The sequence below is a fragment of the Plantactinospora sp. B6F1 genome (genome assembly GCF_040120695.1).
In the GTDB taxonomy this organism is placed as follows: Bacteria; Actinomycetota; Actinomycetes; order Mycobacteriales; family Micromonosporaceae; genus Plantactinospora.
On sequence record NZ_JBEEAC010000003.1, the window covers coordinates 78,532 to 104,788 of the forward strand.

A 26,257-nucleotide genomic window follows, 5' to 3' on the forward strand; every position below is an offset into this window, starting at 1 on the left:
CGACGTCGAGGCGATCCGGGCCCGGCCCGGATCGTCCCGTGCGGAGCGCGAGGTGACCCCCGGTAGCACCCCCGGTGCGCCGGGGGTCGTCGTGGTGACCGGAGTCAGCCGGTTCCTCGGTGCGCACGTCGCGGCGCGGCTCGTCGCCGACGACCGGATCACCCGGGTCGTCGGTCTCGACGTGCACGAACCAGCGGCCGAAATCGCCGGCCTGCTCGACGGCGTCGAGCGGGTCCGGGCCGACGCCGGCGAGGCGAGCACCATCGTCGAGGAACTCGGCGCCGACGCGGTCGTGCACCTGGCGTTGGTCACCGCCGCCGACCCGCAGCAGGGCGGCCGGGCGGCGATGAAGGAGCAGAACGTCATCGGCACGATGCAGCTGCTCGCCGCCGTCCAACGGGCGCCCCGGCTGCGCAAGCTGGTCGTCCGGTCGTCGACCGCCGCCTACGGGGCGTCGTTCCGGGACCCGGCCGTCTTCACCGAGGACACCGAGCCCCGGGCGGTGCCGCGCGGCGGCTTCGCCCGGGACATTCTGGACATCGAGGGGTACGTCCGCAGCTTCCGGCGTCGCCGTCCCGACGTCACCGCCACCGTGCTGCGCTTCGCGCCGTTCATCGGCTCGATGGCGAACACCACGCTGACCCGATATTTCGCCCAGCCCGTGGTCCCGACCGTGCTCGGCCGCGACCCCCGGCTCCAGTTCGTGCACTTCGACGACGTGCTGGAGGTGCTGCATCGGTCGGTGGTGGAGGAGCATCCCGGGACCTACAACGTCGCCGGGCCGGGAGTGTTGACGCTTTCCCAGGCGATCCGCCGGGCCGGCCGGGTCGCCCTGCCGGTGGTGGAGCCGGGGCTATCCGGCGCGGCCGGGCTGGCCCGGGTGCTGGGCTTCGCCCGCTACGGCCTCGACCAGGTCGACCTGTTCGTGCACGGCCGGGTGGTCGACACGACCAGACTGACCACCGAGTACGGCTTCACCCCGCGCTCCACCGCCGCCGCCTTCGACGAGTTCATCGCGAGCCGCCGTGACGGGAGGGTGCTCGGGCCGGAGCAGCTTCGCCGGGCCGAGCAGGTGATCCTGGACGGCATCCGGCAGACCCGGGCCACGGTCCGGGACCGGATCAACCAGTTCGGCGCGGTCGAGGGCGCCGGTCCGGGGCCCGCAGCGGAGTCGGACGAGGCCCGGCGGCGGCGGGCAAATGGAGCGGGGCGGTCGATGACCGGCGACGGCGGTGCGCCGATGGAGCGGGGCGGACGATGACCGGCGACGGCGGTGCGCCGGAGCGGCACAACGGGCACCGGCCCGGACCGGCAGGGAGGGCGGTGCCGGACCGGCCGGGAGATGTCTGGGACCGGCGGGTCGCCGCCGGGCTGGCCTTTCTGCGCCGGCGACTCGGTGGGCAGTACGAGGTCGACGAGTTCGGTTTCGATCCCGAGCTGACCGACCAGGTCTTCCATCCGGTGCTACGCCGGCTCTACCGCGACTGGTTCCGTACCGAGGTCTACGGGGTGCACCACCTGCCGGTCGACGGTGCCGGCCTGGTGGTGGGTAACCACTCCGGTACCGTCGCGCTGGACGCGCTGGTGCTGGCGGCCGTGCTGCACGACCAGCACCCGAAGCAGCGCTACCTGCGGCTGCTCGGCGCCGACCTGGTGTTCCGGATGCCGGTCGTCTCCGAGCTGGTCCGCAAGACCGGCGGCACGGTGGCGTGCAACTCGGACGCGGAGCGGCTGCTCGGCCGGGGTGAGCTGGTCGGCGTCTTCCCCGAGGGCTTCAAGGGCATCGGCAAGCTCTACGCGGACCGCTACAAGCTGCAACGGTTCGGTCGGGGCGGCTTCGTCTCCGCCGCACTCCGTACCGGCACCCCGATCATCCCGGTGGCGATCGTCGGTGCCGAGGAGACGTACCCGATGCTCGCCGACATCAAGCCGCTGGCCCGGCTGCTCAAGCTGCCGTACTTTCCGGTGACGCCGACCTTCCCGTGGCTCGGTCCGCTCGGCGCGGTGCCGCTGCCCAGCAAGTGGCTGATCGAGTTCTGCCCGCCGATCTCGACCGACCACCTGGTCGACTCCGCCGACGATCCGCTGGTCGTATTCAACCTCGCCGACCAGGTCCGGGAGACCATCCAGCAGACCCTGCACCGGTTGCTGGAGAAGCGCCCCGACCCGTTCGGCCCCTGAGCCGGCCCGCGGGCCGGAGGCGGTCACAAGGGTCAGCCCTCGGGCCGAAGCGGAGGCGGTCAGCGGGTCAGCCGGCGACGCATCGCCAGCCCCGCCGTCACCGCGCCGGCCACCAGGCCGGCGGCGACGGTCGAGGGTACGGCGATCCGGGCCGCCTTCCGCCCGGTCCGGAAGTCGTGTACAGCCCAGCCGCGGTCCCGGGCGTGCCGCAGTAGCGTGCCGTCCGGGTTGACCGCCACCGCCCGGCCGACGGTGGAGAGCATCGGCAGGTCGTTGGCGGAGTCGCTGTACGCGGCGCACCGCGCCAGGTCCAGCCCCTCCACCGAGGCGAGCTGGACCACCGCGTCCGCCTTGGCCGGCCCGTGCAGCAGGTCGCCGACCAACCGCCCGGTGTACGCCCCGTCGCGGATCTCGGCGACGGTGCCGAGCGCGCCGGTCAGGCCGAGCCGGGCCGCGATGATCCGGCCGATCTCCACCGGGGCGGCGGTGACCAGCCAGACCCGCTGGCCGGCGTCCAGGTGCTGCTGGGCCAGGGCCCGGGTGCCGGCCCAGATCCGCGGAGCCATCAGCTCGTCGAAGATCTCCTCGGTGAGCCGCTCGACGTCCTCGACGCGCCAGCCGGCGACGAAGGCCAGCGCCGCCTCCTTGACCCGGGACATGCTGCCGGGGTGTTCGACGGCGAGTACCCGGAACCGGAGCTGCTGCCAGGCGAACCGGGCGAGGTCTCCGGTGGTGAGATAGTTGCGGGCCGCCAGGCCGCGGGCGAACCAGTAGATGGAGGCGCCCTGCATCACCGTGTTGTCCACGTCGAAGAAGGCGGCGGCGCCGGGATCGGTCCGGGCAGGGTCCGCCGGTGGGGCGTCCGGTCCGGCGTCGGCCCAGCCGGCGGTGTGACCGTGGTGGTCGGTGCTGACCGTCACCTTGCGGGCCCGAGCCACGCGGGAACCTCCTCGCTACGGGTACACAGCGAGGGTAGCCGGATCGGCCGGGGTGCACCGGGAGTCCGGGACCGCCGTTGCCCGGTCGGGCGGGTGCGGGGGACGGTCAGCCGCCGACCCGGTGCGCGGGTTCGGTGCTGGGGTGGTCGCGTACCGCTGGTGGCTGCTCCTGGCTGGGCGTCGGGCCGGGGGCCGTGGGTGCCGACGAGCGGCCCGGCGCCCGCGGCGCGTCCTCCGGGCTACGGCTACCGCCGTCTCCCTCGGTCGCGTTGGGCGGCGAGTCCGGTGGCGTACGGTCCGGGCTGCGGTTGACCGGGCAGGACCGGGGCAGCGGTCCGATCGAGTCCGCTCGGCCGATCGCGCCGACTCCGCAGGCGAGCGCGGCCCGCAGGCTTTCGGACCGGGTCTGCGCCTTGTCGAGAAGCACCAGCGATTCGTTGGCTCGGCTGCGGGTGGCCCGGGTGGTGTCCTCGAAGAGGCGGACGACCTCCGGGCGTTGCTGGCGCAGGAAACTGTCCACTGCGTCGAGCGCAGCGGGGTCCTGGCGTTGCACGGCCGCGCCGGTCAGCAGTTTGATGCCCTGTCGGGTGTCGGCGTCCATGTCTTCCAGGACGGCGGAGAAGCCGAGATTCTGCCCGCCGACCGCGACCGCCTCGGCGAGCCGGGTACGCGCGAAGTCGAGGTAGAGCTGCCCGCGACTCAGGTCGGAGCTGGCCAGGGCGAGCTGGGCGCGTTCGGTGTGCCGCTTCATGCCGTACAGCGCGTCGCCGGGTACGGCGTTCTCGCTGGCGGCGGACATCCCGGAGACCGCGATCGCGCCGACCGCGACCCCGATGACGATGGCGCCGCGGGCCCGGGCCCGGGTGCGTGGGCCCCGGAAGGCGGGCTGACCGGTCCGGCGGGTGGCGGGTTGACCACCGCCGTCGACGATGGCGTCGTCGGTGGCGGTCGCGCCGATTCCCTCCCGTTCGGCGGTGGCGACGAGCATGGCCCGCAGGCCGGCCCGGAAGTCGGGGTCCACCTCGACGGTGGACCGGACGTTCCGGAGTCGTTCGCCGACGGCCAGGGGCTGCGCCAGGTCGTCGTCGAGCCGGGACCGGACGTGGTGGCGACGGCCTCCGTTGGCCTCGTCGAGCAGCTGCGCGAAGCGCTCGGCGCGTTGGCGGTAGAAAGTCTTCCAACTCACCGCCGACACCTCCCTTCGCTGGTCGCGATGCTGCGGTCGGCGTCGTCCCGCCGTCCGGGGTACGACGGTGGCTGACTTCAGGACCAGGCCACGGTGCCCGAGGCCGGATCGGTTGTCCGACCGACCGGTCGGAGGGATGTCAGGCCAACCACCGGTCGCACCCGGACAAACGGTCGGTGGGGTCCACCGGTTACGGCCCGGCGGCGGGAAATACTACGAAGAGTGAGCGAGGTCACGGAGTGTAGACGATGGCCGTGGGAGCGCTTCACGGTTGGAACCCGTCCGGCAGCAACCGGGCCAGGGCCCGTACCGCGCGGTACTGGAGAGCCTTGATCGCGCCCTCGTTCTTGCCCATCGCCTGGGCGGTCTCCGCCACCGAGAAACCCTGTAGGAACCGCAGGACGATGCACTCCTGCTGCTCGGGGTTGAGCTTCTTGACGGCGGTCAGCAGGGCGACATTGGTGATGTGCTCGACGACGGCCGCCTCGGGGCTCCCCTCCGGGCCGCGATCTTCGCGGTCCGCATCTAAAACGTCACCCGTAGTAACTTCCAGGCGGTAGCGGCCGGACTTGAAATGGTCCGCCACCAGGTTCCGGGCGATCGTCACCAGCCAGGCGCCCAGGTCGCGCCCCTGCCAGGTGAAGCTGCCGATCCGCTTGAGTGCGCGCAGAAAGGTGTCCGAGGTGAGGTCCTCGGCGAGCTGCCGGTTGCCGACCCGGAAGTAGACGAACCGGAAGACGGTGTCGACGTACCGGTCGTAGATCAGGCCGAATGCCTCGGGCTCGCCGGCCTGGGCCCGCTCGATCAGTGCCCAGACCTCCCGGGCCGGATCCGACGGGTCGGGCCGGGCCGGATAACCGGTCGGCGAGGTGCCGCCCGAACCGCTGGACTTCTCGGTCGCCGGCACCACCGGCAGCACCGTGGTCTCGGTGTTCGACACGTCGGGGCGGACCGGCGGTGTCGTGGCGCCCGGCTGGGCGGGCATGGCCGGCCGGGCCGGACTGGCCACCCGGCCGCCCACCGGTCGGGCGTTCCCGCCCGGGGCGTTGTGCCGGGGTGGTGCTTCGTTCGGATGTGGACGGTTCCGGATCCGCTTCGAACCGCCGTCGCCGCGTACCGCAAGGCTCAGCATGTCGTCCATGGACACCCGGAGCCGGTCGAGGCCCTCGGTGAGCGCCAAGCGGGTGTTCCGGGGTGCCCCGCCGGTGTATCCGTAAGTGCTCACTGGACCTCCCCGGCCGACCGAGGCCGCGGGACCGGTTGCCGGGATCCGGCCGCGATGAGGGCCGTGCCCGCGCCGGGGTCGGCGCTATCCGGCACGGCGGTTCCGGGGTGCGCCGTACGACGGCACACGCCCCACAGCTGCTGGTGCAGTGCTCTCACAGGCACGGCGGCCTCCTCGGGCTGAGGGGTGTCGACTCACGGCAAAAGGGGTGAGCCGACCCGAGTGATGATAGGGCCAACGTCACCCATGTGCGGCAAGTCCGTTACACAGAGCCAAAGTATTTTCGAAAGCCACCCGAACGGGGCGCACAGCTTGTGCGTTGTCAGATGCCTGACAGTACGGTGGCAAGGGCTCTGAACAGGGGAAACGTGCAGACACGCCAGTGCGTGACCGGCCTTGGGCGTGCCGCCGCGAGCGTGTTAGAAGCCGTCCACGGTGGTCATCGAGGTCGCCCGTCCTGCCGGGGGCGTCGATATCCGAACCCCGTTACGGCCTGCTGGACCGTACCTCGGGTATCCGGAGAAGTCGAGGGAAGTTCCACGCCGAGAGAACGTCCGCCCCGGCACCGGGTCAGGCTCGGCGACCGTACAGGATGGACCGGTTCACCGCCGCGCTGCGCCGCCGGATCGCCGGGCCGGCCGACGGTCGTCCTGCGGTCACGACTCCCGGCCTGTTTCTCTGTCTCGACCGGGAGCTGGGGCCAATCGGCTGTGCCGGCGCCCGTAGGCCAGGTAGATCGCCACGCCAACGATCAGCCACCCCAACAGCCGCAGCCAGGTGTCGACCGTAAGGGTCGTCATCAGGGCAAAGCTCGTCAGCGCGGACGCCACCGGTATGACCGGCGAGAGCGGCACCCGGAATGGCCGTCGGAGGTCGGGTGAGGTTCGCCGCAGCACGACGACGGCAACTGCTGTTATGAGAAACGCCAGCAACGCGCCCAGGTTGACAAGATCAGCGAGTTCGGCGAGCGGAAGAATTCCCGCGAGTACAGCTACACCGACTGCGATCAACCCGGTAGCGATATAGGGGGTGCGCCAGCGTGGATGAACGGCGCCCATCCGAGCGGGCAGTAATCCGTCACGAGCCATCGTGAATACAACCCGACTCACCGCCACGAGGGACGCCAGAATGACCCCCGTCAGGGCGGCGATAACAGCAATGGAGACAGTTACGGCCATCCACGACGCTCCGACAGCAGAAAAGGCGGCGGCGATCGGCGCATCGGAGTCGACTTTGCTGTAGTTGACCATGCCGACAGTGACGAAGGAAACCCCAACATAGAGGACCATCGCTATGACGATGGTTCCGACGAGTCCCAGCGACAGCGTGCGTGAGGGGTTGCGGGTCTCCTCGGCCAGACTGGCGACGGATTCGAATCCGAGGTATGCGAAGAATACGAGGGCGGTTGCGGTAAGAATACCCACGACGCCAAAAGAGACCGGCTGAACCCCCAAGATCAGCTGAAACAGCGGCTTACCCATTTCCTGGCCCTCGGGCGCGCGAGGTGACGGAACAAAGGGGGTGAGATTGGCCACCCTGACATAAAGGGCGCCAACGACGATTACCAACAGGCAGATGGCAACCTTGATCACAACCAACGTCTTCGTAACGCGTGCGGACGGCCGGATACCAATCATGGCGATCACACCCATTAGGAGCGCGATCGCCGCGGCTCCAATGTTGTGCTTGCTCTCATCGCCGAACCAGGAGCCGGGCAAGTTGAGAAGTTCGGTGAGATAGCCGGACCAACCGCGAGAGACGACGGCCGCTCCCAAGGCGAACTCCAACACAAGAACCCATCCGATAATCCACGCGATCGTTTCGCCTGCGGTGGCATATGCATAGGTGTATGCACTCCCCGCAACAGGCACGCTGGACGCGAGTTCGGCATAGCAAAGGGCGGCGAGGATGGTCACCACGCCGGCAATCGCGAACGAGATGACAACCGCCGGTCCCGCAACCTGCGCTGCAATCCCCGTCAGGGTGAAGAGGCCGGTGCCGACGACGATCCCCACACCAAAGCCGACCAGATCGAGGGCTCCCAACCTACGCCGCAGTTTATGACCGCCGTCGGCGCCGCTCTCCGTCCCCTCCCCAAGCAAATCCTCGATCGGCTTGATCCGCATCCAACGACCCCCGCTCCTACCTGAAGCCTCTCACTGGAGAGATCTTTGCAGCAGGAACGAGGTGGTGAGGCACCAACAGCGGAATATGGTCTGTGGTTTCAGCGTGACTGCTGATGGCTCCGTGGTCAACGGGACGACCGCCTGCTCTCGTTCGGCTGCCACCAGGGCTGGGGAGCACGGGCGCCGCCCGCCTGAGCTGCCGCATCGCCCGGCTGGCTCGCCGGCAGGAGTCCCGCACAGGCCAAATCCGGCGCGTGGGCGGGTGAGGCCATCGTGTCACCTGTTTCTATCACCGCTAAGCGCCTTCCTCATGAAGATCTGATCACAGCAGGTAGAGCGGCATTTCGTGGACGTTTTGCCGCGCCTCGCCCGGGTAGTCGCCGAGTTGGACGGCCAGATGATGAACGCTCCTCCGCGGCTGCGGCACACGTAGACGACGCTGGGGAGGCAGTCCAGGAGCATGTCGCTCCGTCCGGAGGGTCGAGGGCAGGCGGACACTGACTCAGAATCGGTGGACATGGAGGGTCGGATCGAATGTCAGACGCTTGTGTGGAATTTTTCAGGCGGCTCGAATCTCAGGGACACGAGCCGTTGCTCGCCGACGTTACCGGCACAATGCGCTTCGACGTTCTTTACGAGTCCAGAACCGAGATCTGGTTCATATCAATAACAAGTGGTGACGTGGTGGTGAGGCGCGAGGAGCGAAGCGCTGACTGCATCATTCGCATCGGGCACGAACTTCTTGACCAGATCGTCAGAGGCGAGGCAAATGCCGACGCTCGGTGGCTGCGTAACGAGTTCACAATCCAGGGTAACCCTACATTGCTTGATTATCTGCAACGGATCTTTCCCGACCCGCCTCGCAGTCACGAGACACTGCCAGCCAAGATGACCAAAAGAAGGTGATAGCGCATGCCGGGCGAAGCAATGATACGGATCCTGGACGGCAACACGTTTGTCCTCAGTGACACCCGTGGAGATATCGAGGCGTCGCCCACCTTTCCAACTGGCTTCTTCTCCTTCGACACTCGCTTCCTGTCGACATGGCGACTGACGCTCGACGGCGAAAGTCCCCAACCGCTATCGGTGGACGACGTCCGATACTTCGACGTCCGCTTCTTCCTCGTCACGGGCGGAGCTGGAGAGTACGTCGATGCAAAGACATCAATCATACGTGAACGCATCTTGAGTGGCGGGTTCGACGAGTCGATAACAGTCCTGAACCACAGCCGGTCGCCGATCGACCTAACTCTGCGTGTCGACGCCGGGGCCGATTTTGCAGATCTCTTCGGGGTCAAGGGGTCGCAAGGAGGGAAGGGTAGGGTTCGTGTTCGTGTCGAAGAGGGTGCCCTTCGATTCATCTATCAGAGAGAGACCTTCAGGCGCGAAACGATTATTTCGAGTTCTGAACGCTGCGACATCGACGAGCGCGGCTTCACGTTTACAGTTCACGTTGATGGTCACGGTCGCTGGAGTACGCGGTTCCGGGTGCGTGCCCTGGGTTCGGACGGGCGAGAGATTCGAACGAGTCTGCAGAGTACCCGCCCAGGCGTCAAGACTCTGACCCGCGATGAGGTGGATGCGTGGCTTGAAGAAACTCCCCGTCTCATATCGGACAACGAGGTTCTGACGAGAACATACAAGCGAAGTCTGATCGACCTGGCGGCCCTCCGCTTTTCGCCATTGATTTCAGGCGGGAGTACTCTGCCGGCCGCCGGGTTGCCATGGTTCATGACCGTCTTCGGGCGCGACACCATCTTCACGAGCCTTCAGGTGCTGCCCTTCGTTCCCGCGCTCGCTGCGGAGACATTGCTCGAACTGGCGGCCATGCAGGCGCACCATTGGGACGATTTCCGCGACGAGGAGCCTGGAAAGATCGCACACGAGTTCCGGTACGGGGAGACCGCCGCCTTCGAAGAACAGCCGCACACACCGTACTATGGTACGGCGGATGCAACGCCGCTCTACGTCGTGCTGCTTGATGAATACGAGCGATGGAGTGGTGACGCAGATCTTGTTCGTCGGCTGGAGTCGGTAGCGCGTGCCGCCCTAGGTTGGATCGACAATTACGGCGACCTGGTGGGGAACGGCTACATCTGGTACCAGAGACGCAACCTGGAAACGGGACTGGAGAATCAGTGCTGGAAGGACTCCCCGGATTCCATCTCATACAAGGATGGCCGCCTGGCTCCCCTACCTCGCGCCACGTGCGAACTACAGGGGTACGCGTATGACGCCAAGATCCGAGGCGCCCGGCTGGCCAGGCAGTTCTGGAACGATCCCGAATACGCCGATCGCCTGGAACGGGAGGCCGAGGAACTCAAACAGCGGTTCAATCGTGACTTCTGGGTCGAAGATGGACAGTTCTACGCCCTCGGGCTCGACCCGGAAGGCAAATCCGTGGACGCGCTCACCTCGAACATGGGTCATCTGCTGTGGAGCGGGATCGTCCCACCGGAGCGCGCCGGGAGGGTGGCTGACCATCTCCTCGGGCCGCGTCTATTCTCCGGCTGGGGCGTTCGAACTCTTGCAACGACGGAAGGTAGATACAACCCCGTCGGCTATCACGTCGGAACTGTGTGGCCGTTCGACAACTCGATTATTGCCTGGGGGCTTTGGCGTTACGGTTTCAGGAAGGAGGTGGCACGTATCGCAAGCGCCATATTCGATGCCAGTCAGTATTTCGGAGGCCGGCTACCCGAGGCGATCGCCGGCTACGATCGCGACCTGACGGACTATCCCGTCCTGTATCCGACGGCCTGCAGTCCACAGGCCTGGTCCACAGGAACCCCGCTGCTGCTCGTGCGAGCCCTCCTGGGCATGGAGCCGAAAGGCGACACGCTTGCCTGTGACCCATTCCTTCCGGCCGGTTTCACCCAGCTCGGACTGTTGGAGGTTCCAGGTCGCTGGGGTCGAGTGGATATCGTCCACGGCGAGCGGGAGGTACGACCGGCAACGGTGCGAGTGACCTCTCCGCTGTGAGGCGGCCTCGGAGGTGTGCCACCCTGGCCGTCCAGGTGCCCGAGCAGGATAGAGTTCGTCGGGTTCCGGCCCCTCTGCGCGATCGGCCGGGTACGCAGATCGGTGATCCGGCGGGAGGGCGGCGCGCGTGACGAGTGAGCCACGGCTGACCTTGATCACCCGGCCCGGCTGCCACCTCTGCGAGGTTGCCAGGGAGGCGATCGACCGGGTGGTGGCGGTGACCGGCGACCGCTGGACGGAGCTGGACGTCACCGGCGATCTCGAACTGGAGCGGGAGTACGGCGACCGGCTGCCGGTGGTGCTGCTCGACGGCCGCGAGCACGGATACTGGCGGGTCGAGGAGGAGCGCCTGCTCCGGGACCTGACCGCCCCCCGCACCTGACCACCCGCTTCGGTCGGGGGGAGGCGCGGGCCCGGTCGGCGGGAGGCGCGGGCCCGGTCGGGGCGGCCGCGTATCGTGCTCGGATGCGTGAGCACCTCGTCTGGGACTGGAACGGCACCCTGCTCGACGACCTGACCCTGGTGGTCGCGGCCACCAACGTGGCGCTGGCCGGTGCCGGCGGGCCCGAGGTGACCGCCGAGGAGCACCGTACGCAGTTCCGCCGGCCGCTCGCCGACTACTACACCGAGGTGCTGGGCCGGGCCGTGGACGCGGAGGAGTTCGGCCGGCTGGACCGGCTCTTCCACGAGGCGTACCGGGTCGGGCTGGCCAGTTGCGCCCTGGCCGCCGACGCCACCGAGGCGATCCGGAGCTGGACCGGTACCCAGTCGCTGCTGTCCATGTGGTTCCACGACGAGCTGGTGCCGGCGGTCGACCGCTACGGGCTGACCGCCCTGTTCCGCCGGGTCGACGGGCTGCGCGGCACCGTCGGCGGTGAGCGCAAGGCCCGCCACCTGGCCTGGCACCTGGCGGAGGCGGGCGTCGAGGGGACCTCGACGGTGTTGATCGGTGACTCGATCGATGACGCCGAGGCGGCCGACTCGGTGGGCGCCCGATGCGTCCTCTACACCGGCGGCTTCACCGATGCGGCCCGACTGCGCGCCGCCGGCTGGCCGGTGGCCGACTCGCTCACCGAGGCCGTCGAGCTCGCCGCGAAGCTGGACTGACTGTGAGCATGGCGGGGTCGGGTCAGCCGCGCAGGTAGGCGAGGACGGCCAGGACCCGGCGGTGCTGCTCCTCGTCCGGCGGCAGGCGCAGCTTGGTGAAGATGTTCCGGACGTGCTTCTCCACCGCGCCGTCGCTGACCACCAGGGTCCGGGCGATGGCGGTGTTCGACCGGCCCTCGGCCATCAGGCCCAGGACCTCCCGTTCGCGTGGGGTCAGCTCCCGCAGCGGGTCGTCTCGGCGGCGCCGGACGAGTAGCTGGCCGACCACCTCCGGGTCGAGCACGGTGCCGCCGCCGGCCACCCGGCGTACCGCGTCGAGGAACTCGTCGATCGCCGCCACCCGGTCCTTGAGCAGGTAGCCGATCCCACCCCCGCCGACGCCGCCGCTGGGCTTGACGGTGGCGAGCAGGTCGTCGGCGTACGACACCTCGACGTACTGGGAGAGGACCAGGATGGGGGTACGGGGTACCCGCTGCCGGGCCTCCACCGCCGCCCGCAGCCCCTCGTCGGTGTGCGAGGGAGGCATCCGGACGTCGACGATCGAGACGTCGGGAAGGTGGGTGACGATGGCCTCGACCAGCGCCGTACCGTCGCCGACCGCGGCCACCACCTCGTGGCCGTGTTCGGTCAGCAGGCGGATCAGGCCCTCCCGGAGGAGTACCGCGTCATCGGCGATCACTACGCGCATGAGGTAGTTGTCTACCACTCCCGTCCCGTCCGGCGGGCATTCCTGCCGGCCGGGCGTGGCCGAGGCGGGTACCGGGGAGGGGCCGTACGGGGCGCCGGAGCGGTTCAGCACGGCAGTTCGGCCCGGATCTCGGTCGGTCCGCCGACCGGGCTGAGCACGGTCAGGGTCCCGTCGTTGGCGCGGACCCGGTCGGCGAGCCCGGCCAGGCCGTGCCCCTTGGAGAGGTGGGCGCCGCCCTCACCGTCGTCGATCACCACGATCCGCAGCGCCCGCTCCTCCCGGGTCACCGTCAGCCAGCACTCGGTGGCCCGGCTGTGCTTGGCGACGTTGGTCAGCGCCTCGGCCACCACGAAGTACGCCGTCGACTCGATCGCCGGGTCGGGCCGGCCCTCCGGGGTGCCGAGCCGGGGGTCGACGGCGAGTTCGACCGGGATCAGCCCGCGGCCGGCGAGCGCCGCCAGGGCGCTGGGCAGGCCCCGGTCGACCAGGATCGGCGGGGCGATGCCCCGGGACAGTGCGCGCAGTTCGGCGAGGGTGTCCCGGGTCTGGGCCAGCGCCTCGCCGAGGGTCTGCCGGGCCGCCTCCGGGTCCGAGTCGAGCTGCTGCTGCGCCCGGCTCAGGTCCATGGCCAGCCGGACCAGCCGCTGCTGCGGCCCGTCGTGGATGTCCCGCTCCAGTCGGCGCAGCGCGGTGGCCTCGGCCGAGACGGCGGCCCGCTTCTGCTCCTCCAGGACGGTGATCCGGTTGCGCATCTCGGCCACCCCGGTGAGCAGCGCACGTCCCAGCCCGGCCTGCATCAGGGCACAGCCCCGGACCACCACCGGCAGGGTGATCAGGAAGAACACCCCGAGCGCGGTGTTCAGCCCGATCCGGGCGGCAGCGGTGTCGCCCAGCCCGAGCAACTGGTGCAGCTGCTCGTCGCCGGGGCTGTGCGGGATAGCCCAGTCGTACGCCCAGTAGAGCGAGCCGCCGATCGCACCGGCCCACCAGACCGCGGTGATCACGAAGGTGGCGAGGGCCACCACCAGTCGTACCCAGCCGTGTGCGAGGTCGAGCCAGGACTGGGCGTCGGCGATGGGTACGAAGATCCGCCGCCAGGTGCTGGCACCGGGCTCGGCGCTGCGGTAGTTGGGACGTACCCGGGGTTGCCGCAGCACGGCCGGCATCCGCAGCCGCTCGATGTCGGCGAAGCCCCGGGCCGCGTAGAGGGTGCCGGCCAGGATCGGCAACCCGGTCACCGTCACCGCGAGTCCGGCGCTCAGCGCGACCCCGGTGACGAGCACGACGAAGCTTGCCAGCGCGAGGGGGAGGCCGAGAAACACGTAGCCGGAGTCGATGGCGAGTTGGCGTAGCATGCTGCGGCCGGCGCCGGGTTCGGCGCCGGCGGCCACGCTGGTGGCGGTGGTCGTGGTCATGTTCTCGACGCTAGGCATCGGCGCGGTCGGTCCCCATCCCATCGGCTGGCCTCTTCACGGTAGGGCTGTCCCCACCGGGAACGACATTCGCGTGTCACCGTAGGACAGGTGGTGACCGGGAAATCCGCGGTACATCGCGATTGCTCGATCGGCGAAAAGTGCTGGATGATCGGCCGGTGCGGTAGTGGCGGGTTCGTCAGATAAGTCGGACTTAGGTAATAATCGCCCTGGCGGCCCCGGTGGGTCGAGAAACTGATCTTGTAAGTGGAGGCCCAGGTGAGGCGTTATCGCGGTCTATCAAGATCGCGATTTGTGCGTGTCTTCACAAGCGCCTACTCTGTTACTCCGACGAGCCCTGCTAGCACAGCCGGTCACAGCGGCCGCCAGCGGGTGCACCGGAACGACCCGCCGGTCCGGCTGGTCGAAGATCGCACGGCACGGAGTCGCATGAATCAGCACCGCCCCGCAGACACGCCCGGTCGCGTCGGTGCCGTGCCGGCGCTTCCGGATCTCCCCGAGGCGACGGTCGCCCGGCTCCCGGAATACCTCCGTGCCCTGCACAATCTCGCCGAAACCGGCAACGACACGGTCTCCAGTGAGGCGCTCGCGGCGGCGGCCGGGGTCAACTCGGCGAAGCTGCGCAAGGATCTCTCACAGCTCGGCTCGTACGGCACCCGGGGCGTGGGCTACGACGTCGCCCTGTTGATCGACCAGATCGAGCTCGTGCTCGGGCTCACCCAGTGCCGGGCCGTCGCCCTCGTCGGGGTGGGTAATCTCGGTCACGCCCTCGCCGGGTACGCCGGCTTCGCCGGCCGTGGGTTCCGGATCGCGGCGCTCTTCGACGCCGACCCGGCCCGGCTCGGCGAGGTGATCAACGGACTGGTCGTCCGACACATCGACGAGCTGCCGCGGGTGGCCGCCGAGGAGAGCATCGCGATCGGCGTGATCGCCACACCGGCGACCGCCGCGCAGAGCGTCACCGACCAACTGGTCGCGGCCGGGGTGACCAGCATCCTCAACTTCGCGCCGTGCGTGCTCGTCGTGCCGGACGGTGTCGACGTCCGCAAGGTCGACCTCGCCATAGAGCTGCAGATCCTCTCCTTCCACGAGCACCGGAAGGCGGCGTTCACCGGGCTGCCGGCGACCGCCGGACCGGGTGCCGCGCTGGGTACGACGAACGGCACCGCCCTGGGCGGTGCCGCCACGGCGGGGCTGACGGCCCTGCCCGGCGGGCTCGCCGCCACCGGCACCACCGAGGCAACGCCCGCCGGGACACTCCGGTCGACGAACGCGGAGGCGGTCAGCTCATGAACCTGCTTGTCGTCGGTGCGTCGCACCGCACCGCGCCGGTGGCCATCCTGGAGCGGCTGGCCGTCGCCGGTACCGAGCTGCCGGAGATCCTCGCCCGGCTGCTCGCCCAGCCGTACGTCGGCGAGGCGGTCGTCGTCTCGACCTGCAACCGGGTCGAGGTCTACGCCGCCGTCACCGGCTTCCACGGCGGGCTGGGGGACATCTGCGCGGTCCTGGCCGGGCACACCGGGGCCGCCCCGGCCGAGCTGGCCAACCACCTCTACGTGCACTACGACGGCGCGGCGGTGGAGCACGCCTTCCGGGTCGCCGCCGGGCTGGACTCGATGGTCGTCGGCGAGGCGCAGATCCTCGGCCAGCTCCGCGACGCCTACCATGCCGCGAGCGAGGCCGAGGCGCCCGGTCGGCTGCTGCACGAGCTGATGCAGCAGGCGCTCCGGGTGGGGAAGCGGGCGCACGCCGAGACCGACATCGACCGGGCCGGACAGAACGTGGTCAGCGCCGCGCTCGACCTGGCCGCCGCGCACCTCGGCGGCGACGTGGCCGGCCGGCCGGTGCTGGTGGTCGGGGCCGGCTCGATGGGCGCGCTGGCCGTGGCCACGCTCTCCCGGCTGGGCGCCGGCCCGGTGAAGATCAGCAACCGGGGTCACGACCGGGCGCTCCGGCTGGCCGAGGCGTACGGCGCGACGGCGGTGCCGATCGCCGAACTCGAGGACGCCCTTTCCACAGTGGACATAGTAGTCGCCGCCACCGCGTCGATCGAGCCGGTCCTCACCCGGGAGACGGTGGACCGGGCGCTGCGCGGCCGGGCGGCCGACCGGCCCGACCCGCTCGTCCTGCTCGACCTCGCCGTACCCCGGGACATCGAGCCGGCGGTGGCCGAACTGCCGGGCGCCATGGTGATCGACATCGACGGGCTGGCCGCCTCCCAGCCGATCGGCCCGGCCGCCGCCGACACCGCGGCGGTCACCCGGATCGTCGGCTCCGAGGTCGAGTCGTTCCTCACCTGGCTGCGCGGTGCGGACGTCGCGCCGACCGTGGCCGCGCTGCGGGCCCGGGCCGACGAGGTGGTCACCGCCGAGCTGCGCCGGCTCGCCCAGCGCCGGCCGGACCTCACCGACGACCAGCGCGCCGAGGTGAGCCGCACGGTTCACCGGGTGGTGCAGCGGCTGCTGCACTCGCCGACGGTACGGGTCCGGCAACTCGCCGCCGAGCCAGGCGGTGACCAGTACGCCGCCCTGCTCCGGGAACTCTTCGACCTCGAGGTGCCGGTCACCTCGCAGGCGGACACCGTGCCGGAACTGGCCGCCGCCGAACTGGCCGGGGTACCGGCCGGCAACCAGCTGACCGGTCTCGCCGGCCTGCCCGGCTTCGGCGACCTGCCGACGATCGGCGCTCAACGAGACCTCGGCGCCGGCCCGGCCCTGCGCGCCCCGGTGCCCCGACAACAATCCGGAGGAGAACGATGACCGAGGTTCGGGTCGGCACCGGCCGGACCGGTGGCACCGGGTGGATCGAGGTGCCGGCATGACCGCGCTACGGCTCGGCACCCGGGCAAGTGCGCTCGCGCTCGCCCAGTCCCGGACGGTCGCCGAGGCGCTGACGGCGGCGACCGGCCGGCCGGTCGAGCTGGTCGAGGTCGTCACGGCCGGCGACCGCTCCACCGCCCCGGTGCAGCGGTTGGGCGTCGGGGTCTTCGTCTCGGCGCTGCGCGACGCCCTCCTCGCCAGGGAGATCGACTTCGCGGTCCACTCCTACAAGGACCTGCCGACGGCGGGCGAGACCGGGCTGCACGTCGCGGCCGTACCTCCGCGGGAGGATCCGCGCGACGCGCTGGTCACCCGGGACGGCCGTACCCTCACCGAACTGCCGCCGGACGCGACGGTCGGCACCGGGGCGCTGCGCCGGATCGCCCAGTTGCACGCGCTCGGGCTTCCGCTCACAGTGGTGCCGATCCGCGGCAACGTGGACACCCGGATGGGCCGGGTACGCGGCCCATCCGCGGACCTCGACGCGGTGGTGCTGGCCCGGGCCGGGCTGGCCCGGCTGGGCCGCGCGGAGGAGATCAGTGAGACCCTCGATCCGATGCTGATGTTGCCGGCACCCGCCCAGGGGGCGCTGGCGGTGGAGTGCCGGGTGGACGACCCGGAAATGGTCGAGCAACTCGGCCTGCTCGACCACGCACCGACCCGGACCGCGATCACCGCGGAACGGGCGTTTCTGGCCACCCTGGAGGCCGGGTGCAGTGCACCGGTCGCCGGGTACGCCGAAGTCGCCGAGGGCGACGATGGTGAAGAGATCTACCTGCGCGGGGCGGTGATCAGTCCGGACGGCACCCGTGACATCCGGCTGTCCCGCACCGGTACGCCCGCCGAGGCCGCGGAGATCGGTAAGGCGCTCGCCGCCGAACTCCTCGACCTCGGCGCCGACTCGATCCTCGGGGCGCCAAAGGAGTCCGGCGCGAGGACCAAGCATCTTGGAGCTACAGAATGATCGGCACCCGTAAGCCCGCAGGCCGCATCGCGTTCGTCGGGGCCGGACCCGGCGACCCCGGCCTGCTGACCCGCCGGGCGCACGACGCGCTGGTCGACGCCGACCAGGTGGTCTACGACCGCAGCGTGCCCGAGGCCCTGCTCACGGCCGTGAAGGCCGAGGCCAAGGAGGACGCGCAGTTCACCCCGGCCGAGGGGGCCCCGGGTGACGTGGCCAAGGTGCTGCTGTCGGCGGCCCGGTCCGGGCTGACCGCCGTGCACCTGGTCGCCGGCGACCCGTTCGGGCACGACGCGGTGGTCAAGGAGGTGCAGGCGGTGGCGCGTACCGCCGTGCACTTCGAGGTGGTGCCGGGGGTCGGCCAGGCCGAGGGGGTGGCCACCTACGCCGGGGTGCCGCTGTCCGGGATACGCACCGCCGCCGACGTGGACGACGTCACCGCGATGGACTTCGAGGCCCTCGCCGCGGCGGTCGGCCGTGGCTCGCTCGCGCTGGCGGTGGACGCCGGTGACCTGGCGGCGATCCGGGACGGGCTGCTCGCGGTCGGGGTGGACGGCTCCACCGCGGTCGCGGTGACCGGGGACGGCACCGGGGAGACGCAGTACACCACCACCTCGACGGTGGACAGCTTCGTCGCCGCCGCGCTCGGCTTCACCGGCCGGGTGGTGCTCACCCTGGGCGCCGGTGTCCCGCACCGGGACAAGCTGAGCTGGTGGGAGAACCGCCCGCTGTACGGCTGGAAGGTGCTGGTGCCGCGCACCAAGGAGCAGGCCGGGGTGATGAGCGCCCGGCTTCGCGAGTACGGCGCCATCCCGTGCGAGGTGCCGACCATCGCGGTCGAGCCGCCGCGTACCCCGGCCCAGATGGAGCGGGCGGTAAAGGGCCTGGTCGACGGCAGGTACGCCTGGGTGATCTTCACCTCGGTGAACGCCGTCCGGGCGGTCTGGGAGAAGTTCGCCGAGCACGGCCTGGACGCCCGGCACTTCGGCGGCGTCAAGATCGCCTGTATCGGCGACGCGACCGCCGACGCGGTCCGGGCCTTCGGCATCCAGCCCGAGCTGATGCCGTCCGGGGAGCAGTCCTCGGAGGGGCTGCTCGCCGAGTTCTCGCCGCACGACGAGATTCTCGACCCGGTCGGCCGGGTGCTGCTGCCCCGCGCCGACATCGCCACCGAGACCCTGGCGGCCGGGCTGACCGAGCGCGGCTGGGAGGTGGACGACGTCACCGCCTACCGCACGGTGCGGGCGGCCCCGCCGCCGGCCGAGATCCGGGACGCGATCAAGTCCGGCGGCTTCGACGCGGTGCTCTTCACCTCCTCCTCGACCGTGCGCAACCTGGTCGGGATCGCCGGCAAGCCGCACGCCCGGACGGTGGTCGCGGTGATCGGCCCGAAGACGGCGGAGACCGCCACCGAGTTCGGCCTGCGGGTGGACGCGCAGCCGGCGCACGCCTCGGTGCCGGAGCTGGTCGAGGCGCTCGCGTCGTACGCGGTGGAGCTGCGGGAGAAGCTGGCGGCGATGCCGGCCAAGCAGCGCCGGGGCTCGAAGGTCCAGGGGCCGACCGCGCTCCGGTTCCGGTAACCTCTGTCGGATTCGTGTAGCACTATCGGATGTGAGGTCGGCCCGGTCTTCAGGCACCATCGGTGGAGGTGCCGTCGACGGCACAGGGTCGGCGCCGTCGACGGCGCAGGGCCCGGACGGCACAGGGCCGTCGACGGCCCGGCAGACGCCGGGTCGGGTGCCGGCCCGTCGGTCGTGAGGAGTGGTCATGTCGTACCCGGAGATCCGCCCGCGCCGGCTGCGGCGGACCCCGGCGATCCGCCGGCTGGTCGAGGAGACCCGGCTCGCCCCGGCGGAGCTGGTGCTGCCGATGTTCGTCAAGGAAGGGCTGGCCGAGCCGAGGCCGATCGCCTCGATGCCCGGCGTCGTGCAGCACTCCCGGGAGTCGCTGCGCAAGGCGGCGGCCGAGGCGGTGCACGCCGGCGTCGGCGGGATCATGCTCTTCGGCATTCCGATCTCCAAGGACGAGACCGGTTCCGGCGGCGCCGACCCGGACGGCATCCTCAACGTCGCGATCCGGGACGTGGTCGCCGAGGTCGGCGACGCCACCGTGGTGATGAGCGACCTCTGCCTGGACGAGTTCACCTCGCACGGGCACTGCGGGCTGGTCGCTCCGGACGGCACCGTCGACAACGACGCCACCCTGGCCGCGTACGCGGAACTGGGGGTGGCGCAGGCCGAGGCCGGGGCGCACCTGGTGGGGGCGTCCGGGATGATGGACGGTCAGGTCGGGGTGGTCCGCCGGGCGTTGGACGCCGCCGGGCACACCGACACCGGCATCCTGGCGTACGCGGTGAAGTACGCCTCCTCGTTCTACGGACCGTTCCGCGAGGCCGTGGAGTCGGCGTTGCAGGGCGATCGCCGCACCTACCAGCAGGACCCGGCCAACCTGCGTGAGTCGCTCCGGGAGGTACGCCTCGACGTCGCCGAGGGCGCCGACCTGGTGATGGTGAAGCCCGCCCTGCCCTACCTCGACGTGCTGGCCGCGGTCCGGGCCGAGGTGGACGTGCCGGTCGCCGCCTACCAGATCTCCGGGGAGTACGCGATGGTCGAGGCGGCCGCGGCGAACGGCTGGATCGACCGGGACCGGGCGATGATGGAGACGCTGACCTCGATCCGTCGGGCCGGGGCCCAGATCATCCTCACCTACTGGGCCGTCGAGGCGGCCCGGATGCTCCGCACCGGCTACTGAGCCCGCTGCTCGCTGGCCTCATGGTCGACGAGCGGCCCGTCGCCGCCGGGGCCGGGCGTTTCCGCCCGGTGACCCCGCCCGGCCTCAGTTGCCGGCGTCCAGCCGGTGCACCAGCTCCGCCACGTCGACGCCGTACTCGTACCACTCCCGGTCGGCCTGGAACCCGAGGTCGGCGTTGACCGCTCTCATCGCCTCGTTGGTCCGGGCGTTCCAGGTCTGCACCTCGGAGAGTTTGGGCTCGGCCGAGCGCAGTTCGAAGAGCATCCGCGCCTTCATCGCCCGGTCGATGCCGTAACCCTGGTGGTCCTGGCCGACGATGGTGTCGTACTGGTCGGCCCGGGTCGGGTGCTGGGCTGGTACGACGACCTCGGTGAGCCCGGCGACCGCCCCGGTCTTCTCCTCGATCGCCAGCACGATGTACGGCTTCATGCCGCGCCGGTGCAGGCAGTTCAGGCTGTCCCGGAGGCGTTGCGAATCGTACGAACTCGGGCGCAGATCCAGGTCACCGTCGTCAATGTCGCGCATCTCGGCCTTCGCCATCGCGTACGGCTCGATCAACTCGTCCGGCGGCCCGCCCGGGCAGAACTCCAGCCGGTATGCGGAGCCGATTCCCTGGGCCATGTCGCCGAGCGCGTCCCAGTCGACCGTGCCGAGCCGGAGCACGCTGCGGTCCTCCTCGTACTCCCGGGCGAAGCCGAGGGCCTCGTAGAACGCGACCGCGGGCGTGCCGCCGATCACCTCGACGCCCATCGACCGGAAGCCCTCCTGGTACGTCCGCCGGGCCGCCGTGGCGATCAGCTTGCGGCCGATCCCGCGACGCCGGGCCGCCGGATGCACCATCACCTCGAGCACCCCGATGTCACCCAGCAGGAGGACGTGGGTGTGCCCGAGGATGGCCCCGGGTTGCCCGTCAGCCGAGGGCTCGTCCTGGACGATCCAGGAGATGCGGCGTTCGCCGGGCATCACCTCGCAGAGATACTCCCGAAGCATGCCGTTCTCCCACAGGGGATCCTCCGGCAGGTCGGCCGCGAAAACCGCGTTGATCGCGTCCAGGAAGGACTCGATCTCGGCGGCCGGGGCGGTCCGGGGGTCCCACTCGCGCACCATCACCCGTCTAGCTTGCCGTCAACCGCAGCCTGGCGAAAGTGCCCAGTTCTTCAATGTGTCGGGGACATTACGCTAAGTTCGACTGTCCGTGCCGTACTTGTTGGCCGCGTCGAAGACCGATTGGGCATATGGCCGCACGTCATTGTAGGAAAGGATGGCGTTCCACCAGTCGGAGGCGACCGACAGGTTGCGGCCTCCCTTGCACAGATAGTTACCGGCCGCCAGGGCCGCGTCATCGATGCTGTGCGGGTTCTCCACCCCGTCGCCGTCGGCGTCGGCCCCGATCTCCTCCCAGGTGGTCGGGATGAACTGCATCGGTCCGACCGCCCGGTCATAGGTGGCGTCCCGGTCGAGCCGGCCCTGATCGGTGTCCATGATCCGCATGCGGTTGCCCTTGCCGTCCAGCGGCAGGCCGATGATTTCCGGGCTGGCTATTCCGTTCGTGCCGAGAATCGCCCCATTCGCCTGCCCGTGCCCGGATTCGACCTTGCCGATCGCGGCCAGCGTGGTCCAGCGGAGCTGGCAGCCGGGCGTCGTCTGGCCGACCCGCAGCTCGGCGTAGCCGTATGCCTGCAGCGCCGTCGTGGAGATCCCTACCCGGGGTCCGACCTGCCCGGCCCAGCCGGCGAGTACGTCCGAGGGCCGTCCACCGGTCGCGTTCCAGGGCGGCGCCGGCACGCTCGGGGTACCGAACGGCGAAGGGCTCGGCAGCCCGGGGGGCAGCCCACCCGGATCGACGGGATAGCCGGGAACGGTCGGCGAGGGCGGCGACAGGGTCGACTCGGCGCCCGCCGGCACCGGCTCGGCCTGGCGCGCGGTGGCCGGTACCAGGAACGCGCCCGCCGCGCCGGTCGCCGCGACCAGGGCGAGGAGCAGTAGTGCCGGCAGGGTGAGCCGGCCGCTGGGCCGCCTGGACCAGGCGCGTACCGCCCGGGGTGACGGCCAGCGGGTGACCGCGTGCGCGAACCGGACCCGGATCCGCCGGGTCCGCCTGGCCGGCGCGGCCGCCGGTACGTCAAGATCCACCACCGTCTCGCCCGGCTTGTCGGGGTCGGGTTTGGTGGCGGTTGCCGTCTCGGGTTTGTCGGGGTCGGGTTCGGCGGCGGTTGCCGTCTCCGCACTGTCCTGCTCGGCACCGGTTGCCGGGGGCGGCTGGGTACTGGTGGCCGCCGGCTCGGCGGGTGCGGCGGCCGGCTCCGGCGCGGCCGGCGGGACGGGATCGGCCTCGGCGCGCGGTCGCGGCACGGTGGCCGGTGGCGGATCGAGGTCCGGGTCCGGGGCGGCACCCGAGCTGGCCAGCGGGCCGTCGAATACCGGCGCCGCGGGCCGCGGTGGTCGAGTCGTAGAAGTCTCCTCGTGCTCCGCCACCCGTCGAGTATTACCCATGGACCCTCGAACGTCAGGTCTGGTCGTAGGCTGTTGGCATGCCCCGGTACGAGTTCCGTTGCCGCGCCTGCGGCGACACTTTCGAGATGAACCGGCCGATGGCCGAGGCCTCGGCTCCGGCGTCCTGCCCTCGGGGGCACGACGACACGGTCAAGCTACTGTCGACGGTCGCGTTCACCGGTCGCGGCGCGGCCGGTACCACCCCGGCGCCGGCGGCCCCCGGCGGCGGCTGCTGCGGCGGGAGTTGCGGCTGCTGAGGACCTGATCCGCCGGTCCGGACCCCGCCCCCTCGCGACCCCGGACAGTGAGGACGGTTCGTGACCGTGATGTCGGTTTCGTGGCACAGTCCCCGGTTAGCACCTTGGTACGGGGTCGCGCCGTCCGTTTCTACGATGGGCCAACCCGTAAATATGCGGCAGCATGAACGCGACTTCCAGGGGGCGGGAGGTTCCAGGCATGTCAGCACGGATCCACCTGCCTAGCGGGTTGGTGACATTCATGTTCACCGACATCGAGGGCTCCACCCGGCTGGCCCAGATGCTCGGTCCGGGCTACCGTCCGGTGTTGAGCGAGCACCGGCGTCTGCTGCGCGCGACGCTGGCGGCCAGTGACGGGACCGAGCTCTTCACCGAGGGCGACTCGTTCTTCGTCGCGTTCGCCGACGCCTCGTCCGCGCTGGATGCCTCGCTGTCGGCGCAGCGGGCGCTGAACAGCCACGAGTGGCCGACGCCCGAGGCCACCCCCCGGGTCCGGATGGGGCTGCACACCGGGCAGGCCGAACCGCGCGACGGCGAGTACGCCAGCGCCGAGGTGCACCGGGCCGCCCGGATCTCCGCCGCCGCGCACGGTGGCCAGGTGCTCTGCTCCGGCGCGACCGCCAGGCACGCCGCGCCACTGCCGCCGGGCGCCTCCCTGCTCGACCTCGGGCTGCACCGACTGCGCGGCTTCGACGACCGGGAGCGGCTGTTCCAGCTCGTCGCGCCGGGACTGGAGCGCCAGTTCCCCCGCCCGCGCACCGCCGACGCGATTCCGCACAACCTGCCGACCCAGGTCACCTCGTTCGTCGGCCGGCGGGCGGAGCGGGAGGAGCTGGACCAGCTCATCGACTCGCACCGGCTGGTGACGGTGGTCGGTGCCGGCGGGGCCGGCAAGACCCGGCTGGCGGTCGAGCTGGCCGGCGGCGTGGTCGAGTCGTACCCGGACGGGGTCTGGTTCGTGGACATCGCCACCGTCACCGATCCCGGGCTGGTCGCCTTCGCGGTCGCGGCGGTCCTCGGGCTGCGGCCGGAGCCGGGGCGACCGATGCTGGAGACGCTCGTCGAGTTCGCCGCGTCCCGGCGGATGCTGGTCGTGCTCGACACCTGCGACGCCCAGCCGGCCGCCTGCGCCGAGGTGATCTCGCGGCTGCTCGCCGGTGGCAGCGGCGTACGCGTGCTGGCCACCAGTCGGGAGTCGCTCGGGCTGCCCGGCGAGGTGATCTGGCGCATCCCGCCGCTCTCCGTCGACCCGGCACCCGGCGGCGGGCCGAGCGAGGCGGTGACCCTGCTGCTCGACCGGACCGCGGCGGCCCGGGGCGGACGCCGGTCCGGTCCGGCCGAGTCGGCCGACCTGCAACGGGTGGTGACCCGACTGGACGGGCTGCCGCTGGCGATCGAGCTGGCCGCGGCCCGGCTGCGGGTACTCTCCGCCAGCCAGCTCGCCGAACGGCTGGACGACGTACTCGGCGCCCTGGACGCCGGCCGGGACGACGTCGAGCCCGCCCCGGTGGCGACGTCCCGCAGCTGGGTCGCCAACCAGGAGGACACGGTGGACCTGGCGGCGGCGGCCCGGGGGGTGGCGCCACCGCTCGGCGTCCGTGCGGCCCAGCGTTCGGCCACCCAGCGGCACGTCACCATGCAGGCCACGGTCACCTGGTCGTACCGGACGCTCGGCCCCCGGGCCGCCCGGCTGCTGCGCTGGTTGGCGGTCTTCTCCGGTCCGGTCGACCTGGCCACCGTGGAGTGGCTGCTCAACGACGACCCGCTCGATCCACTGTCGGTGCTGGTGGACAAGTCGATGATCCAGGCCGAGCCGAACGTCTCCGGCAGCACCTACCGGATGCTCGACCCGATCCGGGCGTACGCGGCACGCCGGCTGGTCGACGCGGGGGAGGAGCAGACCGCCCGGGACCGGCACGTGGCCTGGTCACTGCACGCGTTGCAGCGGGCCTACCTGGGCCCGGACGACCGACCGGTCACGCTTTCCCTCTACGCGCTCGACCCGCTCGCCGACGAGCTGCGGGCCGCGCTGCGCTGGACCGTCACCGGCGGCAGCGCCCGGCAGGGGCTGCAACTGGCCAGCGGGCTGGACGAGTGGTGGCGGGAGCGGGGGCTGGCCCGGGAGGGGCGGCTGTGGCTGTTCCGGCTCTACGGCCGGATCGCCGAGACCGGCGAGCAGATCCCGGAGGCGGAGCTGGCGGCGGCGTACCACATGCACTCGCAGCATGCCGGCGCGGACGGCGAGTTCGCCGAGGAGCTGCGCTTCTCGCAGCGGGCCGAGTCGGCCGCCCGGCAGGCCGGCGACGGGGGCCTGCTGATCCGGGTGCTGGCCGGCCGGGCCGCACCACTGATCGACATGGGACGGTTCGCCGAGGCCGAGCGGGTGTGCCGGGAGGTGATCGCCGACGCCGAGGCGGAGGGCGTGGCCGGGGAGGCGCTGCTCGCCGTCTACAGCCTGGCCGAGCTGCTCTGGCGTCGGGGTGCCCTGGACGAGGCGGCCGAGCTGCTCGGCGCGGCCCGGCCGGTGGAGGCGAGCCGCCCGACCGAGCGCGGCAAGCGCTCCGTCGACATGCTGCTCGGGATGGTGGCGCTGGCTCGGGGTGATCTGGTCGCCGCGCACGACCACCTGGTGGTCGCGCTCCGGTCCCGGATGAGCTACGGCTATCTGGCCAGGGCCTGCGACACGGTGAACGCGATCGCGGTGCGCTGTGCCGGCGGCGGGGATCCGAGAGCGGCGGCCCGACTCTTCGGCGCGGCCCAGCTCACCCGCTCGGCGATGCGCTGCACCCCGGGCACGTTCGGGGCGTACTGGCTCCAGGAGCAGACCTCGCTGCGCAACCAGATGGGCGACGCGGCCTTCGACACCGCGTACGCCGCCGGTGCCGAGCTGACCCTGGAGGAGGCGGCGGCGGTGGCCCTGGAGGTGGAGCACCCCGACCTGGCCGCCGGTTCGATCCGGTTCGCGCCGGTCGAGGCCCCGGCGCCGCGTCCCCGGCCCCGGCACTCCGCCGAGCTGCCCCGGGACGTCCTCGACTGAGGCTGTGCCGCGCCCTCTCGGAGATCAGAATGAGCGGGGCGGATCTTCAAAATGGATCACTTGCCGCATCGTG

The 26,257-nt window shown here is 70.9% G+C and carries 18 protein-coding genes and 3 pseudogenes; 13 read left to right on the plus strand and 8 right to left on the minus strand.

Annotated elements, in window-relative coordinates; all coding sequences use genetic code 11:
- Window positions 1-52 precede the first annotated feature (52 nt).
- Window positions 53-1,120 (plus strand): annotated as a pseudogene (locus ABNF97_RS05990) (NAD-dependent epimerase/dehydratase family protein); the annotation flags it as partial.
- Between the two features lie 137 nt (window positions 1,121-1,257).
- A complete protein-coding gene (locus ABNF97_RS05995) occupies window positions 1,258-2,181 on the plus strand; it encodes a 1-acyl-sn-glycerol-3-phosphate acyltransferase (RefSeq protein WP_130465157.1) in 924 nt (307 codons plus the stop codon).
- A 59-nt stretch (window positions 2,182-2,240) separates the two neighbouring features.
- On the opposite strand, the gene ABNF97_RS06000 is transcribed toward ABNF97_RS05995, so the two are convergent.
- The 4 genes and pseudogenes from ABNF97_RS06000 to ABNF97_RS06015 all read right to left on the minus strand — a co-directional run bounded on the left by ABNF97_RS06000 (window position 2,241) and on the right by ABNF97_RS06015 (window position 7,656).
- Window positions 2,241-3,119, minus strand: coding sequence for an HAD-IB family hydrolase (locus tag ABNF97_RS06000; RefSeq protein ID WP_130465156.1), 879 nt, complete (start codon window positions 3,117-3,119; stop codon window positions 2,241-2,243).
- Window positions 3,120-3,423: 304 nt separating this feature from the next.
- Window positions 3,424-4,314 (minus strand): annotated as a pseudogene (locus tag ABNF97_RS06005) (DUF5667 domain-containing protein); the annotation flags it as partial.
- Between the two features lie 256 nt (window positions 4,315-4,570).
- Window positions 4,571-5,437 (minus strand): ECF subfamily RNA polymerase sigma factor, BldN family, encoded by an 867-nt coding sequence (locus tag ABNF97_RS06010; protein ID WP_349338051.1) that lies wholly within the window; start codon window positions 5,435-5,437, stop codon window positions 4,571-4,573.
- A 749-nt stretch (window positions 5,438-6,186) separates the two neighbouring features.
- A complete protein-coding gene (locus ABNF97_RS06015; protein WP_349337899.1) occupies window positions 6,187-7,656 on the minus strand; it encodes an APC family permease in 1,470 nt (489 codons plus the stop codon).
- 534 nt (window positions 7,657-8,190) lie between these two features.
- Here ABNF97_RS06015 and ABNF97_RS34115 point away from each other — a divergent pair.
- The 4 genes from ABNF97_RS34115 (at window position 8,191) to ABNF97_RS06030 (ending at window position 11,745) form a co-directional block, all read left to right on the plus strand.
- Complete coding sequence (locus ABNF97_RS34115) at window positions 8,191-8,562, plus strand: SCP2 sterol-binding domain-containing protein (protein ID WP_130465153.1); 372 nt, start codon at window positions 8,191-8,193, stop codon at window positions 8,560-8,562.
- A 6-nt stretch (window positions 8,563-8,568) separates the two neighbouring features.
- On the plus strand, window positions 8,569-10,638 hold the full coding sequence (locus ABNF97_RS06020) for an amylo-alpha-1,6-glucosidase (RefSeq protein ID WP_349337900.1): 2,070 nt from the start codon (window positions 8,569-8,571) through the stop codon (window positions 10,636-10,638).
- A gap of 127 nt (window positions 10,639-10,765) precedes the next feature.
- Window positions 10,766-11,020 (plus strand): glutaredoxin family protein, encoded by a 255-nt coding sequence (locus ABNF97_RS06025; protein ID WP_130465151.1) that lies wholly within the window; start codon window positions 10,766-10,768, stop codon window positions 11,018-11,020.
- Between the two features lie 83 nt (window positions 11,021-11,103).
- A complete protein-coding gene (locus ABNF97_RS06030) occupies window positions 11,104-11,745 on the plus strand; it encodes an HAD hydrolase-like protein (RefSeq protein ID WP_130465150.1) in 642 nt (213 codons plus the stop codon).
- A gap of 22 nt (window positions 11,746-11,767) precedes the next feature.
- Here ABNF97_RS06030 and ABNF97_RS06035 read toward each other — a convergent pair whose 3' ends face one another.
- Together ABNF97_RS06035 and ABNF97_RS06040 are read right to left on the minus strand one after the other, a co-directional pair.
- Window positions 11,768-12,433 (minus strand): LuxR C-terminal-related transcriptional regulator, encoded by a 666-nt coding sequence (locus tag ABNF97_RS06035; protein ID WP_130465149.1) that lies wholly within the window; start codon window positions 12,431-12,433, stop codon window positions 11,768-11,770.
- A gap of 104 nt (window positions 12,434-12,537) precedes the next feature.
- Window positions 12,538-13,848 carry a sensor histidine kinase gene (locus tag ABNF97_RS06040; protein WP_349337901.1) on the minus strand — a complete coding sequence of 437 codons (1,311 nt, stop codon included), beginning with the start codon at window positions 13,846-13,848 and terminating at the stop codon, window positions 12,538-12,540.
- 447 nt (window positions 13,849-14,295) lie between these two features.
- Here ABNF97_RS06040 and ABNF97_RS06045 point away from each other — a divergent pair, with 447 nt between their 5' ends.
- From ABNF97_RS06045 to hemB, 5 genes and pseudogenes are all read left to right on the plus strand, one after another.
- Window positions 14,296-15,159: a redox-sensing transcriptional repressor Rex gene (locus tag ABNF97_RS06045; RefSeq protein WP_130465147.1), complete on the plus strand. Its 864-nt coding sequence runs from the start codon at window positions 14,296-14,298 to the stop codon at window positions 15,157-15,159.
- Window positions 15,156-16,475: pseudogene (locus ABNF97_RS06050) on the plus strand (glutamyl-tRNA reductase); the annotation flags it as partial. The gene ABNF97_RS06045 and the pseudogene ABNF97_RS06050, both read left to right, overlap by 4 nt.
- Window positions 16,476-16,683: 208 nt before the next feature.
- Entirely contained in the window at window positions 16,684-17,649 is a 966-nt protein-coding gene (gene hemC, locus ABNF97_RS06055; RefSeq protein WP_130465145.1) for a hydroxymethylbilane synthase, read from the plus strand.
- The gene (locus tag ABNF97_RS06060; RefSeq protein WP_130465144.1) at window positions 17,646-19,226 is read left to right on the plus strand and encodes a uroporphyrinogen-III synthase; all 1,581 of its coding nucleotides are present in this window, start codon (window positions 17,646-17,648) and stop codon (window positions 19,224-19,226) included. The genes hemC and ABNF97_RS06060 overlap by 4 nt, the downstream gene beginning before the upstream one ends.
- 187 nt (window positions 19,227-19,413) lie before the next feature.
- Entirely contained in the window at window positions 19,414-20,397 is a 984-nt protein-coding gene (gene hemB / locus ABNF97_RS06065) for a porphobilinogen synthase (RefSeq protein WP_349337902.1), read from the plus strand.
- Window positions 20,398-20,481: 84 nt separating this feature from the next.
- Here the strand turns inward: hemB and ABNF97_RS06070 are convergent, their stop codons facing one another.
- A complete protein-coding gene (locus ABNF97_RS06070) occupies window positions 20,482-21,504 on the minus strand; it encodes a GNAT family N-acetyltransferase (protein WP_349338052.1) in 1,023 nt (340 codons plus the stop codon).
- Between the two features lie 72 nt (window positions 21,505-21,576).
- On the minus strand, window positions 21,577-22,872 hold the full coding sequence (locus ABNF97_RS06075; RefSeq protein ID WP_349337903.1) for a lytic transglycosylase domain-containing protein: 1,296 nt from the start codon (window positions 22,870-22,872) through the stop codon (window positions 21,577-21,579).
- Between the two features lie 56 nt (window positions 22,873-22,928).
- On the opposite strand from ABNF97_RS06075, the gene ABNF97_RS06080 reads away from it, so the two are divergent.
- Window positions 22,929-23,147 carry an FmdB family zinc ribbon protein gene (locus ABNF97_RS06080; protein ID WP_349337904.1) on the plus strand — a complete coding sequence of 73 codons (219 nt, stop codon included), beginning with the start codon at window positions 22,929-22,931 and terminating at the stop codon, window positions 23,145-23,147.
- Window positions 23,148-23,346: 199 nt separating this feature from the next.
- Window positions 23,347-26,184 (plus strand): ATP-binding protein, encoded by a 2,838-nt coding sequence (locus tag ABNF97_RS06085; RefSeq protein ID WP_349337905.1) that lies wholly within the window; start codon window positions 23,347-23,349, stop codon window positions 26,182-26,184.
- Window positions 26,185-26,257 lie beyond the last annotated feature (73 nt).